Here is a 14,697-nt window from a genome sequence, read left to right as displayed (position 1 = left end):
GTGGCTGTTGAAACGCGCAAAACAACGGCATGGCGTTGTTTTGTTGCAGCCGCTTTGCGGCGTCGCGTTATAATAGTCTCAAAGCCACCGCTGCGCGGTCGCGGGCATGTGCAGACATGCCCGGATGCGCTGGCGCGCATGAGGCTTTGCGCCTGTTGAAACGCGCAAAGGCGTTTGCGGGCATGCGGTTTGGGGAATGCTGAAATATGCTGCAAAAACTTGCAGCGTACAATAAAAAATAAGAGGTGTTGGAATGGCGGAAACGGTGCTTGAAGTGGATTCAGTGGATACGGCACTTGCCATTTTTGGAAATTGCGATGAGAACATCCGTCTGTTGGAGCAGGCCTTTGGCGTAACGGCCATATGCCGCGGCACCGAGGTGAAGCTGACAGGCGGAGAAGAGGATGTGGAGCGTGCCCGCAGGGCGTTGGACGCCATGCTGATGCTGCGGGCAGGCGGTACGCCGCTGGAAGAACAGACGGTGCGTTACTGCATCTCGCTGGCCGGCAGCGGGGATGAAGCGCGCGTGAAGGACCTGACAGGAGATTTTATTGCCATCACAGCCAAGGGCCGTCCGGTGCGGCCAAAGACGTTGGGCCAGAAAGCGTATATCGGCGCCATTGTCAAAAATGCCGTGACCTTCGGCGTGGGGCCGGCAGGCACGGGCAAGACGTATCTGGCCGTAGCCATGGCCGTGAAGGCCTTCAAGGCACGGGAGGTGAGCCGCATCATTCTCACGCGGCCCGCTGTGGAAGCCGGTGAGAAGCTGGGCTTTTTGCCCGGAGACCTGCAGAATAAGGTGGACCCGTACCTGCGCCCGCTGTATGACGCTCTGTTCGATATGCTGGGCGCAGAAAATTATCAGAAGCTGCTGGAAAAGCAGCTCATCGAGGTGGCTCCGCTGGCCTATATGCGCGGGCGTACGCTGGATGATGCCTTCATCATCCTTGACGAAGCGCAGAATACCAGTCCCGAACAGATGAAAATGTTCCTCACACGCATGGGCGCCGGCTCCAAGGTCGTGGTGACGGGCGACATTACGCAGATCGACTTGCCGGATAAGGCACGCTCCGGCCTTGTGGACGCGCTGGGCGTTCTGAAAAACGTTGAGGGCATCGCCATGATCCATTTTTCCGAAAAGGACGTTGTGCGCCACAGGCTGGTGCAGGAGATCATACGCGCCTACGACAAAGCGCAGGCTGCGAGAAACAGAAAGTAAAGGATGTGTTTTTGATGTCTCATAAAGTATATATCACCAACAAGCAGAACACGGTGAAGGTGCCGTCCGGGCTGCGCATCCTCATCCGCCGCTCGTGCCACGCGGTGCTGGAGGCTGAGCATTTCGAGGGCCCTGCCGAGATCAGCGTCACTTTTGTGGACAACGCCGAGATCCAGCAGCTGAACAAGCAGTACCGGGATAAGGACCAGGCCACCGATGTGCTCAGTTTTCCGTTGGGGCAGGACGGCAAGTACGACATCAATCAGGAGACGGGCGCCGCGATGCTGGGGGATATCGTCATCTCGATGGAACGGGCCATGGAGCAGGCCAATATATACGGCCATTCCCTCCAGCGGGAGGTCGCGTTCCTGACGGTGCATTCCATGTTCCACCTGTTGGGTTACGACCACGAAGCAGGCGGCCTGGAGGCCGTGCGTATGCGCGAAAAGGAGGAGGCGGCGCTCATCCAGTTGGGCCTGCCGCGCACGGTTTCGTACAGCCAGGTGGACTGAGATGAAGCCGCGCTTCGTGGACAGCTTTCTGTACGCCGCCCAGGGCATCCGCACCGCGGTGCGCGAGGAGCGCAATATGCGGTTTCACCTGTGCGCCGCGTTTTACGTTTATCTTTTTTCGCTGTTTTACGGCTTTGGTAAAACAGAATACATCCTTATCACGCTTATGGTATGCGGGGTTTTGGCGCTGGAGCTTGTCAACTCCAGCCTGGAGCGCACGGTGGAGCGCCCCGCGCCGGACCGGTACATGACTGCGGGCGTGGTGAAAGACATGGCCGCGGGCGCGGTGCTGGTATTCAGCGTCGGGTGCGCGGTGTGCGGCGCTGTCCTGTTCTGGGATATCGCGGCGTTCCGGCGCATGTTCGCTTTCTTTGCGGCAAGGCCGCTGCTGGCGGTGCTGCTGGCCGCGTCTCTTGCCGTGGCGTGGCAGTTCATTTTTGGAAAACGGAAGGAAGGCAAATAATTGCAGCAGGAACAGACAAAATCGATCTTCGTGGCCATTGTGGGCCGCCCCAATGTGGGGAAATCGTCTCTTTTGAACAGAATGGTGGGGGAAAAGGTGGCCATCGTCACCGCAAAACCCCAGACGACACGAACGCGCATCACGGGTATATTGACGCGCGGTGCGGTGCAGTATGTATTTCTGGACACGCCGGGCATCCACCGCCCACGCACCAGGCTGGGCGAGCGCATGGCAAAAGCAACGGCGGATTCCGTGGCCGAGGTGGACGCGGTGGTAATGCTGTTTGAACCGTACGGCGAGCTGACGGAAGCCGAGCAGGCGCTGGTGGAGGACATCCGCGTGAAAAAAGTGCCTGCGCTGGCGGCGGTGAACAAGACGGATACGCTGAAAAAAGAAACAGACCTTGCCGTGCGCATGCAGTTTCTGGAAGAGCTGGACGTGTTCCGGGGCGTGCTGCCGCTGTGCGTGTCGGAGGACAGGGGCTGTACGGAACTGCTGGACGCACTGCTGCCTTTCGCGGTGGAAAGCCCTCACTATTTCCCGGACGACGCCTACACCGACATGCCGGAAAAGGCTCTCGTGGCGGAGGTGCTGCGGGAAAAGATGCTGCTGAACCTGCGGGACGAGATTCCCCACGGCACGGCTGTGACCGTGGAACGCTTCAAGGAACGCGGAGACAAGGATATCATCGACATCGACGTAAACATCTACTGCGAAAAAAAGAGCCATAAGGGTATGATCATCGGTAAGGGCGGGCAGATGCTCAAGAAAATCGCGTCCGAGGCGCGTGTGGAGTGCGAGGAGTTTCTGGGCGCACGGGTGAACCTGCAGTGCTGGGTAAAGATCAAGGACGACTGGCGCGACAACGATTTTCTGTTAAACAATTTCGGCTTTCAAAAATAAGCGCAGGGCCGGGCAGGAGAAATAAATCCGCCGCGTTCCCTGTTTTTGGACAACATTTCCGCTTATATGCACGCTACAATGGTGAATAGTACCTGTTAGCGGAGGTGTTCACCATGGAAACAAGCAACTACTGGAAACTGTTTGAAAGTACGGGCCAGGTAGAGGACTATCTTGCCTTTAAGCAGCACGGCACGCAGGAGGAGACACAAAATGCGGACGACGACAATGGGCCTGGTGCTGCGGGCGACAAAGACGGGCGAAGCTGACCGCGCTTTGCTGCTGCTGACGCCGGATGGCCTTGTCAGTGCCATGGCAAAGGGGGCACTGCGCCTGAAAAGCAGGCTGTTCAGCGGTACGGGGCTGTTTTGCTACAGTGAATTCACGCTGTTCGAGGGCAAAACCATGTTTGTTGTGGACGAGGCGGAGGTACGCCAGGTGTTCTGGGGCATCCACGAAAGCGTGGAGCATATGGCGCTCGCCATGTATTTCGCAGAGCTTGCGTCCACGCTCTCGCCCACGGGGCAGGAGGCCGAGGCGCAGCTGCGGCTTCTGCTCAACAGCCTTTACCTGCTGAGTGAAGGAAGGCGCGCTCCGCGTTTGGTAAAGGCCGTGTACGAGCTGCGCGCCATGACGCTGGCGGGCTTTATGCCGGACCTGGTGGCCTGCGCGGATTGTGTGAAATACGAGGGCGGCGCGTTCTGCTTCGATGCACGGAAGGGCCGCCTGTACTGCGGCGAATGCGCCGCGAAGCGCGAGCTGGAATGCAATTTGGACCCGGCGGCGCTGGCGGCCATGCGGCACATCGTGTTCAGCGGGGATGACAAGCTGTTTTCTTTTTCATTGGCGGAGCACAGCACGCAGCTGCTGGGCGCGGTGACGGGGCGGTGGGCGCTTTATTGTGTGGACAGGCCGCTGCGTTCGCTGGATTTTTTAAATACCGTTCTGGATTAAAGCGTGCGTGCGGCATACATAGGTAGACCGTCACCCGGCGCGGGCAAGGCTTGTCTGCGCCGCAATATTTGTTTAGAGTTGGCACGCCCGGCTCCGCGTAACGCCTTTGCGGTCCGATGCGGCGGGCGCAACAGCGGGGTGCTCCCGAAGCGGCTTTGCAGCCGCGGCACGGGAACGTTTCGGATGCTCCGGCGGCACGACCGCCGGGAAAGGAACCAAGAGGAGAATATGGACGAAAAATACTTAGAGGCACTGGAATTCGACAAGATACGCGCGCGCGCGGCCGACGGCATCGTCTGTCCGGAGGCACGGGGCATGCTGTTGGGGCAGCCCGCATGGGAAACGCCTGACGAGGTGCGTGCGGCGCTGGAGCAGACAGACGCCATGACGACGCTGCTGATCAAAAACGGTTCGCCCCGTTTTTCCTCGGTGGAGAATGTGCGGGGTATCGTGCAGAGAGCGGAAAAGGGCGGCGTGCTCTCCATGGCGGAGCTGCTTACGGTGGCGGACACACTGCGCAACTTCCGTGAGCTGGTGAAATGGTACGGCCTGACGGAGCACGACGTGCTGCCGGTAGACGATTTGTTCTATGCCATGACGCCCCAGCCGACGCTGGAAAAGACGATAAAGGATTCGATTTTGTCCGAAAATGAAATGGCCGACACGGCCAGCGACACGCTGTATGATATCCGCCGCAAGATCCACGCGGCGGAAAATTCCATCCGCGATAAGCTGGACGCCATTACAAAATCACAGTCGGCGTCAAGATATTTGCAGGACGCCGTGGTTTCGCTGCGCAACGGGCGCTTTGTCGTGCCCGTGAAAGCGGAGCACCGCGGCGAGGTGGGCGGCGTCATCCACGACGTTTCTTCCAGCGGTTCCACGTTGTTTGTGGAGCCTACGGCCGTGGTGGAGGCCAATGCCAAGATCCTGCAGCTGCGCAATTTGGAACAGGCTGAGATCGAACGCATTTTGGCAGCATTTTCCGCTCAGACTGCGGCACTGGAGCCGATGTTTACGTTCGGCTACGAAGCGATGCTGGAGTTGGATGTGCTGCTGGCCAAGGCCAGACTGGCGCTGGACCAAAAGGCCATGAAACCGCAGGTGAACGACGACCATGCGTTCAGTCTTGTGCGTGCGCGCCACCCGCTCATCGATCCGGCCGTGGTCGTTCCGGTGGACATCGCATTGGGCGGCGCTTACGACACGCTGGTCATCACCGGCCCCAACACGGGCGGCAAGACGGTTACGCTCAAAACGGCCGGCCTTTTGTGCGCGATGGCGCAGCACGGCTATCTGATCCCGGCACACGAAAGCAGCTCTGTCTGTGTGTTCGGCGAGATACTGGTGGACATCGGTGACGAGCAGAGCATCGAACAGAGTTTGTCCACATTTTCAGGGCACATCAAAAACATCACAGGAATCCTGAAACTGGCGGGGCCTCAGACGCTGGTGCTTATGGACGAGCTGGGCGCGGGGACCGACCCGGCTGAAGGCGCGGCGCTGGCGGTATCCGTCATCGAGGCGCTGCGCGGTCTTGGAGCGAAAATCATGGCCACCACGCACTATTCAGAGCTGAAAATTTTTGCGCTGGATACGCCGGGCGTGCAAAACGCCTCCTGCGAATTCAATGTGGAAACGCTGCGCCCAACCTACCGCCTTTCCGTGGGCGTGCCGGGAAAATCCAACGCGTTCCTCATCAGCCAGAAGCTTGGCCTTGCGCCGGAGATCATCGAGAACGCCCGGGAGCATCTGTCCAACGAGGACCAGCAGTTTGACAATATCCTCAACCAGCTTGAGGATCTGAAGGTGGAGCTGAAGGCGCAGCAGGACGAGGTGGAGCGCCTGAAGCACACGGCCTCTCATGCACTGGAGCAGGCCGAGGAAAAACGTGCTGCGCTTATCCGGCAAGGCGAGGAAGAACTGGCCGCTGCGCGGGAGAAGGCCCACGGCATGGTGCAGGACGTGCAGAACACAGCCTACGGCCTGATGGATGAGCTGCGCAAGCTGGAAAAAGACAAGCAGCTCAGCGCGTCCCAACGCGCGGCCCGTGCGCGGGAGATCGCGAAAAAGGAAACGGAAAAGCTGTTCGGCAAAACGGACGTGGTGCATGCGCCTCAGCGTACTTTCAAGCCGCTGGACAGCGTAAAACTGGGGCAGGAGGTGCTGATCGCCGAGCTGGATAAGCCCGGTATCGTGACGGCTCTGCCGGATCGTGACGGCATGGTGGAGGTGCGCGCGGGCATTATCAAGACAAAAGTGCCGCTCAACGGCCTGTGCGCGCCGCACAAGCAGCAGCCCGCGCCGCAGAAAAAGTATCAGCCGCGCCGTGCGCCGGCCTCCGCGTCAAGCGGGGATAAGGTAACACGTACGCCCAGCATGGAAATCAACCTGATCGGCATGACGGTAGAAGAAGCTCTGCATGAGGCGGACAAATTTATCGACAACGGCGTGATGAACGGACAAACGACGTTGTACCTCATTCACGGCAAAGGGACGGGCGCGCTGCGCAAAGGCATTCATGAGCATCTGCGCCGTCATAAAAATGTGCGCAGCTTCCGCCTTGGCGTTTACGGCGAGGGCGAAGCGGGCGTTACGGTAGTAGAGCTGAAATAGGGGACGGCACGGGGAAGCCTGCCGCCTGACGGGGGATTCGCGCCGCGAAAAACAGAAAAGCTCCGGTTCCGGGGAGCGCGTAAAACAGCAAAAGGCCGTGTATCGCATTGGATACACGGCCTTTTGTATATGCCGGGTCCGGGGCAGGCACGCCCCGACAAGAGCATGAAGCAAATTGGACGCCATGACAGAATCGTTCTCCTGCCCTTGGACGCTGAATGAGAGGCTAAAGGTATGATTCTGTCGGAGCTTTATATGCTGCCGATAAACTGGGATTTCATGCGAAAAAGAATATTCTTACGTTGCAAATAGCTTATCGATTTCCTTTCTATCGCAATCTAAAATCCATTGGTTAAAATTATGATAAATAGGCCACAGTGTTTCTTTGCGTTCTGCAACTAAATCTGCGCCCCTATCATCGTAAATATGATACAAATACACTTCTTCTGTATTTGCAAAATAAACGCTTGAAACCAAGGATGAAATACCGCCCAGGTCGGCTTTAATGATTTCTCTTAGCAGCAGCTCTGGCGAAAAATCAATCTTACACAGATCCCAATAGAGCTGCAATACCATATACTGTTCGTCTCCGTCATTTATCTGTTGCTCCCTTTGTTCGTGGGGCAAAAAAACCAGATTCTGAAGCACACTCAAATCCAATCCGTTTCCATACCCCGGCCCATTTTCGTTGGGATGGGTATCTATCCGTAACAAGTTCGGAGGTTGTGGAAGGGAGCTATATATAGCTTTTGCCCGTTGTAGTGACGCACCGATATATTGGGGATTTACAACCGTATCACGAAGAAGTGAAGCGTCTGAATATACAGGTGTTTCACCTCCTATTTCAAAGCGAATGGCAACGGGGCATTTATAAAACACGGGATGCTCCAGCGTTGGGTTCCCTATTCTAATAAGAAGATTATCAAACCTTTCTGACAGCATAGAATATCGCTCCTTCCGTAGAGTGCGCCTTCTCATCAGATTTAAGGCAACACCGCACAATTCACGGCTGATGCCTTAAGCGCCGCCTCGCTTGCAGATTTTCCGGCAACTGTCACAAAAATGCCCGCGAATACACAAAGTATTCGCTGCGCTTTTTGTTTAACCTGCCAAAAAATCTGCCGGCGCGATTCGACTCTTAGAATTGTGCGGTGTTGCCTTAAATTTATTGATTATCCATATTGTAGCATAACTGCATGGCTAATCAACAACAAACTTTCAGGGTTGCCGGGAGTTTTTTTATAAATCTTTTACGCACTGTCCATTCCGGCAGGATGCGCCGCGTCTTCGGAAACCATGCTTTGGGCGTGATTCTGTCATTTGCCGGCTGCCTAATTCGCCTTGCGGCCGGCGTCATCCGGCTTCGTGCCCGTCGCCGCTTTCAACCGCTCCAGCAGCGCGGCATAGCGCGGCTCCTGCTTCAGTGCGTGCAGCGGTTCAGAGCTCTCCAGTACGAACAGCGCGTTTTCACGCAGAAAATCATCCGATACATCCATGATGCCGGAGGAGGAGAGCCGGTCGAAAAACAGCGGCGAATATTCCTGCGCGCGGCAGCCCGTAACAGCGCTTTCCGCGTAGGCTTCGGCGGCGTCCAGCGCAGCCGGCGTCTTGCCCGCCAGAGCCAGCAATTCGGCGCGTGCCAGCTCATAGTTTCCGTGCATGCCGGGCGCGTTTTCACCATGAAACAAAACGTCCAGACGGCAGGCTGCGTCCAACAGTGCGAGGGCCTTCTCCGTATCCCCGCGCGCACGTGCCTCGGCGGACAGGCTGTATAAGCACAGTCCCGCGTCCCGCACATATCCCCAAAGGCAGGTTTGGTGCAGCTTTTCCGCTTCCTCCGCTTGTCCCGTCTGTCTCAGGATGGATGCTTTCAGCATGCGGGCGTCGTAATCGGGCTGAGGGAGTTTTTCTACGGCGTCCAGCGCACGACCGGCTTCTCCATTCATCATATACAGGCCGGACAGCGTGTAGAATGCGGCCTCACGGGTCTCGGTGTCCGTGCTGTGCGTGCTGTCCTCAAACAGGCGGATGGAGCGTTCCAATTGCTTTTGTACGAACGCTTCGTCTTTCAGGGCCGCCATATAGCGCATATACAGCGATGCGATGCGGAATTTGAGCGCGGTGTCGCCTGGATGGGAAAGCAGAATATCTTCACAATAGGCGTAGGCTTCTTCGGCGCGGCCGCTTTCAAACAGGACGCGTCCTTTTTCCCAGATGGCTTTCAGTTCTTCCTCGGAAAGAAGAGGCCGAAAATCCAGCAGTGTGTCGGGTGTGGTGCCCAACGCCCGCGCCAGAGGGCACAGCAGCAGAATATCCGGGTAGGCACTGGCCGTCTCCCATTTGGACACCGCCGCGGCGGTAACGCCCACGGCCTCGGCAAGCTGTTCCTGCGTCAGTCCCTTTTGTCTGCGCAGTGTTTGGATGGTTTTTCCGGTTGGCATTTCCATTTCGGCAAATTCCTTTCGTTTCTTTTGGGCCCGGTTCCATCGTAACATACGAGCGCCGCGTATACAATGGAGCTGATGTTGAACGCAGATGCGGTTTTTTTGAATTGAATTCAAGCTGCGGACGGTGCGGGGCAGAGAAAACGCACTCCAACCTCCGGCATATGTTTCGGAAGGCGGAGCGCGCTGTGAAATAAAGAAAAATGTGCTTCAGGAAAGTGTGGCAGACAGCCCGGCGGCATGCTTGGCGCGCTGGGAACGGCGCAGTCTCTGCTTGACGCGGCTCACAAGGAACACGAACAGGCACATCAGCGCGGGAGTGGCGGCGGCAAATACGCCCAGCAGCGTCCACGCACGCCCTGAAAGAGGGGAAAGGCCGAACAGCGGCCCCAGCAGGACGCATGCACCGATGAAGCCCACGCCCATGGCGGCCACGATGGCAAAGCGCCATCTGGACAGAGGCCAGCACAAAAACAGCAGCACCATAAATCCTGCCGTGCCTGCCAGCAGTGTGCACACAGTGGAAATCTGCTCCATGGGAAGGCCCATCCCGGAGCCGATCCACATCACAGCCAGCAGGTTCACCACATTGACCAGCCCGCCGGGCAGTGCGTTCAGCAGCACGCTGCGCATAAAGCTGCCGCGTACACGCCCATAGGATGGCTCGAATGTCAGCAGGAACGAAGGAACGCCGATAAGCAGCCCGCTGAGCAGACTGATCTGCGCGGGCACCAGCGGATAGGGCATGGCCGCAAACAGAAGAACCAACGAAACAACGAATGAGAAGATGTTTTTTACAAGGAACAGTGTGGCCGAACGTTCTATATTGTTGATGACACGCCGCCCCTCTTTGACGATCTGCGGCATGGCAGAAAAATTGGAGCTCAGCAGCACCAGCTGGGCCACATGCTGCGCAGCCTCGCTGCCTGCCGCCATGGCGATGCTGCAATCCGCATCTTTTAAAGCCAGCACGTCGTTTACCCCGTCGCCGATCATGGCCACGGTGCGGCCCGTGTCCTTCAGCGCGCAGATGAGCGCGCGCTTTTGCTGCGGCGTCACACGGCCGAACACGGCATGCGCCTGCGCCGCGCCGCGAAGGTCCGCGTCTTCAGGTACGCGGGACATATCCAGATAATGTTCCGCGCCCTCCACGCCCGCCCGGCGCGCAACTTCCGCCGCGGATACCGCGTTATCGCCGGAGATGACCTTTACATCCACGCCCTGTGCCTTGAAATAGGCCAGTGTTGCAGGTGCATCCGCACGGATTTTATCCGAAAGCACCACAAAGCCCAGCGCCTGCGGATCGTGCTGCAGCGTACCGCCCTCCAGCACGCCGTGTCCGCGCGCCAGCACCAGCACGCGCCGTCCTGCCGCCAGCTGCGGCTCTACCGTACCCCGGAAGGCGGCATACCCGCCGCCCAGCACGATCTCCGGTGCGCCTAGGATGTATTCGTCTCCGTCTTTCAGCACCAGAGCACCCCACTTGCGCTCGGAGCTGAAGGGGACGGCGGCTTTGGGCTGCCAGCCGCCGCCCAAAGCGCCGAAGCGTGCCCGCAGAGCCTGCGCCGTGGCGTTGTCCTCGCCCGAGGCGGCGGTAAAGCTGCCCAGCAGCTCTGCCAGTGCGCCGCCCTCCATGCCCGGTACGGGGATGGTTTCCAGCACTTCCATGCAGCCCTCGGTGATGGTGCCTGTTTTGTCCAGACACAGCGTGTCCACCCGGGCCAGATTCTCGATGCAGGAAAGCTCGTGAACCAGCGTTTTGCTGCGCGCCAGGCTGATGACGCTCACGGCCAGCGCTACGCTCACCAGAAGGTAAAGCCCCTCGGGGATCATGCCGATGATGGCGGCCACGGTGGAACTCATGGCGTACTCCAGCCCTGTGTGAAGAAAGAAATACTGCTTTGCAAACATGATGACGAATACGGGGATGATGGCAATGCTGATGAAACGCAGCAGCCTGTCCAATGCGCGCATCATCTCCGAGCGGTGACGTTTGCGGCGCCGGGCCTCGCCGGTGATGCGCGCGGCATAACAGTCGGTGCCGACCTTATCCAGCCGTGCCGCGCACGCGCCGGTCACCACAAAACTGCCCGAGAGCAGCGTGTCCCCGGGGCGTTTTTGCACAAGCTCTGCCTCGCCTGTCAGCAGCGCTTCGTTTACCTCCAGCGTCCCGTCCGCAACAACGGCGTCCGCGCACACCTGGCTGCCCGGGCGCAGCAGCACAATGTCGTCCAGTACCAGCTCGTCTGTGGGGACGGTGCGCGTTCGGCCGCCGCGGACCACACAAGCCGTGCTGCCCGAGAGCAGTGTCACCTTGTCCAGCGTGCGTTTGACGCGCAGCTCCTGCACAATGCCGATGAACACATTGGCGGCCACAATGCCCAAAAACATCATGTCGCGGTATGCGCCAACAGCGAACAGGCAGGCGGCCAGCGCCACGAACACAAAATTGAAAAAGGTAAATACGTTGTCCCGCACGATCTGCCATTCTGTTTTGGAGAGGCTGTGCTGCGCGGCGTTGTTCCATCCGGCGGCCCGGCGCTGGGCCGCCTGTTCCTCTGTAAGCCCTGTTTCCGGTGTGGGGTAAAGCCGCTCCACAGGGCGGCGTTCAGAGCGTTTGCGGTTTTGCTTCATGGTCGTATGCTTCCTTTTTCCGCGCGGCGCGCCGCGCTGTATTTGGAACGTGAAAAATGTCCTTTGCTTATCATTACGAGGCAGAAACGGCCCATGCTACAAGCCCGCATACAAAACCTGCGACGCGCGCCCCTTTGGTTTGACATGTTTTTCGCTCCGGGTGTACTACACTCGGAGAAGAGGGGGCGGCGGCATGCGCGGTGTGATCTATGTGGATATTCTGTTTTTTGTCAATGCCCTCATCGGATATTTTCTGCTGCGGGGCGCGGCGCTGCTGGCCGGGCGCATCGCCGCCGATTGGCGCATCTTTCTGGGGGCGGCCGCCGCGGGCCTTTCTTCGCTGCTGCTGCTTTTGCCTCCTCTGCCGCAATGGCTCATGTGGGGGGCAAAAATCGGCAGCGCGGTGCTCATCGTATTCGCCAGCTTCCCGGTGCACAATGTGCGCGGCTTCATGAAATGCTGCTTCTGGTATGTGTTTCTGAACATTGCGCTTTCAGGCGCGGTATTTGCGGCTACATACTATGGTGCGGCGCAGAATGTCAGCACCAATAACCTGTCGGTGTATTTCAATGTTTCCCCTTTGCTGCTTATCGGGTGCATTGCCGGCGTATATCTGGCCGTACAGCTTTGCGCATGGGCATTCGGCCGGCCGCAGCAGGTGCGGACCATACCGTTCACCGCCCGGTTCGAGGATGGCTGCGTGCGGGGGCTGGCGCTGGTGGACACGGGGTTTTCGGTCCGCGACCCCATCACGGGAACGCCCGCGTTTCTGCTCAGCTTTCCCGCGGTGCGCGGCGCGCTGCCGCCTGGGCTGCTGCGGGCGCTGGCGCTTTATTTCGACGACGGCGCCATGGAGACGGGAGGCATGCCGCTGCGGCTCATCCCCACTAAAACGGCGGCGGGCACCCGTGCCCTGCCTGCGGTGCGCGTACGTGAACTGGTGTTGGAGGCAGACGGCGCGCCCCGCCGCTATACGGGCGTGTGTGCGGTGTTCACGCCGGAGCCTCTGGCGGACGGCGGCTTCTGCGCCATCGTACCCGCGGAGGGAGGGGTTTGCGGAGCCTGACGCAGCCGCCGGGCGAACAAAGACGCAGCTTCCGGCCGCACAGGGCGCCGCGCCGCCTGCAGACCATACAAAGGAGAAGAAAAATGCCACTGCTTGCATCACTGCGCACGGGGCTGGCGGCCCTGTGCAGGAAATTCATCATCTGCATCCGCCTGCCGGACTACGCTTATTATATCAACGGGCCGGAAACGCTGCCTCCGCCGCTGAGCAAAGAAGAGGAAAAGGTCGTTTTTGCCGGCCTGGAGGCCGGAAACCCCGACTGCCGCGATGTGCTTATCGTTCACAATTTGCGGCTGGTGGTCTACATCGCAAAAAAATTCGAGAGCAAAACGGCCTCTGTGGAGGACATGATTTCCATCGGTACCATCGGGCTCATCAAGGCGGTGAATACCTTCGTCCCGTCGAAAAACATCAAGCTGGCCACTTATGCCAGCCGGTGTATCGAAAACGAGATCCTGATGTACCTGCGCAAGAGCAGCAACAAGCGGCAGGAGAGCAGCATCGACGAACCCCTGAACACCGACTGCGACGGCAACGAGCTGCTGCTTTCGGATGTTCTGGGGACAGATGGGAACCAGGTGGGAGCCGATTTGGAGCAGGCGGCGGAAAAAAATATGCTGCTGGAGGCGGTGGGCCGCCTTTCCGCACGGGAGAGGCAGATCATGGAGCTGCGCTTCGGCCTTTCGGGCGGGGCGGAGCATACGCAGAAGGAAGTGGCGGATATGATCGGCATTTCCCAAAGCTACATTTCAAGGCTGGAAAAGCGCATCATCAAACGGCTGAAAGGCGATTTGGAACGCATTTCCTGAACAGAACAAACGTAAAACGGCGGGCCGGGTAATTTTCCCAGCCCGCCGTTTGGATTGTACGCCGCCGCAGGGCCAATACTCCGGGCAAGACGTTTTGCTTGGAGGAGAGGATACTTTGTATTATCACAAGGTGGAGATCTGCGGCGTGAATACCGCAAAGCTGCCGGTTCTGAAGGAAAAGGAGAAAATGGAACTCATCGTCAAAGCGCAGGCGGGCGACAAGGAAGCCCGCCAGAAGATGATCAACGGGAATCTGCGGCTGGTGCTGAGCGTTGTGCAGAAATTCACAGGCCGGGGGGAGAATCTGGACGATCTGTTTCAGGTGGGCTGCATCGGACTCATCAAGGCCATCGACAATTTCAACCCAGGGCTGGGCCTTCGCTTTTCCACCTACGGCCAGCCCATGATCATCGGCGAGATACGCCGTTTTCTGCGGGACAACAACGCCATGCGCGTCAGCCGTTCGGTGCGGGATGTGGCGTACAAGGCCATGCAGGCACGGGAGCTGCTGCAAAAGAAGCTGGGGCGGGAGCCCAACGTGCGGGAGATATCCGAGGCGGTGGGCCTGCCGCAGGCGACTGTTACGCTGGCGCTGGAGAGTGTGGTGGAGCCGGTTTCCCTGTATGAGCCTGTATACAGCGACGGCGGCGACACCATCTATGTGATGGATCAGGTGGGCGAGACAGGCTGTGAGGAAAATTGGATTTCCTCTATCCAGTTCCGCGACACCGTCAGCAAGCTGTCGGACCGGGAGAAAAAAATCATGTCCCTGCGCTACTTGGCCGGTAAAACGCAGGTAGAGGTTGCGGGGGAGATCGGTATCAGCCAGGCGCAGGTGAGCCGTCTGGAAAAAAACGCGCTGGAGCGCATCAAAAAACAGCTGTGACACCGCATGAAAAACGCGCCCCGGGACAAAATGTTCCGGGGCGCGTCCCAGCCTGTTGAAAAAGCCAGAAAGGTAAAAGAAACGTCCGGGGAAAAAGCTTGAAAAAGGGGTGGAGAACCCCTTTTTCATTTAAAATAACCCCGCGCCGTGCGCGGCGAACGGGGCCGCAGGCCCTGTTCGTAGGCAGCTTGGCG

13 protein-coding genes are annotated in these 14,697 nt (G+C 58.6%); 10 read left to right on the top strand and 3 right to left on the bottom strand.

What is annotated here, in order from left to right; genetic code table 11:
• The first annotated feature begins 253 nt into the window (after positions 1-253).
• The 7 genes from IIY41_RS07070 (at position 254) to IIY41_RS07040 (ending at position 6,664) form a co-directional block, all read left to right on the top strand.
• On the top strand, positions 254-1,219 hold the full coding sequence (locus tag IIY41_RS07070) for a PhoH family protein (protein ID WP_009325988.1): 966 nt from the start codon (positions 254-256) through the stop codon (positions 1,217-1,219).
• A gap of 14 nt (positions 1,220-1,233) precedes the next feature.
• A complete protein-coding gene (ybeY, locus tag IIY41_RS07065) occupies positions 1,234-1,731 on the top strand; it encodes an rRNA maturation RNase YbeY (protein WP_009325987.1) in 498 nt (165 codons plus the stop codon).
• Between the two features lies 1 nt (position 1,732).
• Entirely contained in the window at positions 1,733-2,194 is a 462-nt protein-coding gene (locus IIY41_RS07060) for a diacylglycerol kinase family protein (RefSeq protein ID WP_172725802.1), read from the top strand.
• Positions 2,195-3,097, top strand: a complete 903-nt coding sequence (gene era / locus IIY41_RS07055; RefSeq protein ID WP_172725803.1) for a GTPase Era — start codon at positions 2,195-2,197, stop codon at positions 3,095-3,097.
• A 113-nt stretch (positions 3,098-3,210) separates the two neighbouring features.
• Positions 3,211-3,363, top strand: a complete 153-nt coding sequence (locus IIY41_RS07050; protein ID WP_009325984.1) for a YqzL family protein — start codon at positions 3,211-3,213, stop codon at positions 3,361-3,363.
• Positions 3,308-4,048: a DNA repair protein RecO gene (gene recO / locus IIY41_RS07045; RefSeq protein WP_009325983.1), complete on the top strand. Its 741-nt coding sequence runs from the start codon at positions 3,308-3,310 to the stop codon at positions 4,046-4,048. Before IIY41_RS07050 ends, recO begins: the two co-directional genes overlap by 56 nt.
• A 228-nt stretch (positions 4,049-4,276) precedes the next feature.
• On the top strand, positions 4,277-6,664 hold the full coding sequence (locus IIY41_RS07040; RefSeq protein WP_287400187.1) for an endonuclease MutS2: 2,388 nt from the start codon (positions 4,277-4,279) through the stop codon (positions 6,662-6,664).
• A gap of 297 nt (positions 6,665-6,961) precedes the next feature.
• Here IIY41_RS07040 and IIY41_RS07035 read toward each other — a convergent pair whose 3' ends face one another.
• The 3 genes from IIY41_RS07035 to IIY41_RS07025 form a co-directional block, all read right to left on the bottom strand.
• Positions 6,962-7,606 (bottom strand): DUF3885 domain-containing protein, encoded by a 645-nt coding sequence (locus tag IIY41_RS07035; RefSeq protein ID WP_195839771.1) that lies wholly within the window; start codon positions 7,604-7,606, stop codon positions 6,962-6,964.
• A 389-nt stretch (positions 7,607-7,995) separates the two neighbouring features.
• Positions 7,996-9,111 (bottom strand): helix-turn-helix domain-containing protein, encoded by a 1,116-nt coding sequence (locus tag IIY41_RS07030; RefSeq protein WP_195839770.1) that lies wholly within the window; start codon positions 9,109-9,111, stop codon positions 7,996-7,998.
• A 207-nt stretch (positions 9,112-9,318) separates the two neighbouring features.
• The gene (locus IIY41_RS07025; RefSeq protein ID WP_287400186.1) at positions 9,319-11,742 is read right to left on the bottom strand and encodes an HAD-IC family P-type ATPase; all 2,424 of its coding nucleotides are present in this window, start codon (positions 11,740-11,742) and stop codon (positions 9,319-9,321) included.
• A gap of 193 nt (positions 11,743-11,935) precedes the next feature.
• Here IIY41_RS07025 and IIY41_RS07020 point away from each other — a divergent pair, with 193 nt between their 5' ends.
• The 3 genes from IIY41_RS07020 (at position 11,936) to sigG (ending at position 14,503) form a co-directional block, all read left to right on the top strand.
• Positions 11,936-12,808 carry a sigma-E processing peptidase SpoIIGA gene (locus tag IIY41_RS07020; RefSeq protein ID WP_055080948.1) on the top strand — a complete coding sequence of 291 codons (873 nt, stop codon included), beginning with the start codon at positions 11,936-11,938 and terminating at the stop codon, positions 12,806-12,808.
• Between the two features lie 83 nt (positions 12,809-12,891).
• Positions 12,892-13,617, top strand: coding sequence for an RNA polymerase sporulation sigma factor SigE (sigE, locus tag IIY41_RS07015; protein WP_009325977.1), 726 nt, complete (start codon positions 12,892-12,894; stop codon positions 13,615-13,617).
• A gap of 115 nt (positions 13,618-13,732) precedes the next feature.
• Positions 13,733-14,503: an RNA polymerase sporulation sigma factor SigG gene (sigG, locus tag IIY41_RS07010; RefSeq protein WP_050004408.1), complete on the top strand. Its 771-nt coding sequence runs from the start codon at positions 13,733-13,735 to the stop codon at positions 14,501-14,503.
• Positions 14,504-14,697 lie beyond the last annotated feature (194 nt).

Origin of the sequence: Ruthenibacterium sp. (assembly GCF_017421385.1) — a bacterium.
In the GTDB taxonomy this organism is placed as follows: Bacteria; Bacillota; Clostridia; order Oscillospirales; family Ruminococcaceae; genus Ruthenibacterium; species Ruthenibacterium lactatiformans.
This window is presented reverse-complemented; position numbering and strand designations above follow the sequence as displayed.

What these genes read in the sequence shown, in the direction of transcription:
- IIY41_RS07070 (WP_009325988.1), top strand. Translation starts at nt 254, where the DNA reads ATGGCGGAAACGGTGCTTGAAGTGGATTCAGTGGATACGGCACTTGCC.
- ybeY (WP_009325987.1), top strand. Translation starts at nt 1,234, where the DNA reads ATGTCTCATAAAGTATATATCACCAACAAGCAGAACACGGTGAAGGTG.
- IIY41_RS07060 (WP_172725802.1), top strand. Translation starts at nt 1,733, where the DNA reads ATGAAGCCGCGCTTCGTGGACAGCTTTCTGTACGCCGCCCAGGGCATC.
- IIY41_RS07050 (WP_009325984.1), top strand. Translation starts at nt 3,211, where the DNA reads ATGGAAACAAGCAACTACTGGAAACTGTTTGAAAGTACGGGCCAGGTA.
- recO (WP_009325983.1), top strand. Translation starts at nt 3,308, where the DNA reads ATGCGGACGACGACAATGGGCCTGGTGCTGCGGGCGACAAAGACGGGC.
- IIY41_RS07040 (WP_287400187.1), top strand. Translation starts at nt 4,277, where the DNA reads ATGGACGAAAAATACTTAGAGGCACTGGAATTCGACAAGATACGCGCG.
- IIY41_RS07035 (WP_195839771.1), bottom strand. Translation starts at nt 7,606, where the DNA reads ATGCTGTCAGAAAGGTTTGATAATCTTCTTATTAGAATAGGGAACCCA.
- IIY41_RS07030 (WP_195839770.1), bottom strand. Translation starts at nt 9,111, where the DNA reads ATGGAAATGCCAACCGGAAAAACCATCCAAACACTGCGCAGACAAAAG.
- IIY41_RS07025 (WP_287400186.1), bottom strand. Translation starts at nt 11,742, where the DNA reads ATGAAGCAAAACCGCAAACGCTCTGAACGCCGCCCTGTGGAGCGGCTT.
- IIY41_RS07020 (WP_055080948.1), top strand. Translation starts at nt 11,936, where the DNA reads ATGCGCGGTGTGATCTATGTGGATATTCTGTTTTTTGTCAATGCCCTC.
- sigE (WP_009325977.1), top strand. Translation starts at nt 12,892, where the DNA reads ATGCCACTGCTTGCATCACTGCGCACGGGGCTGGCGGCCCTGTGCAGG.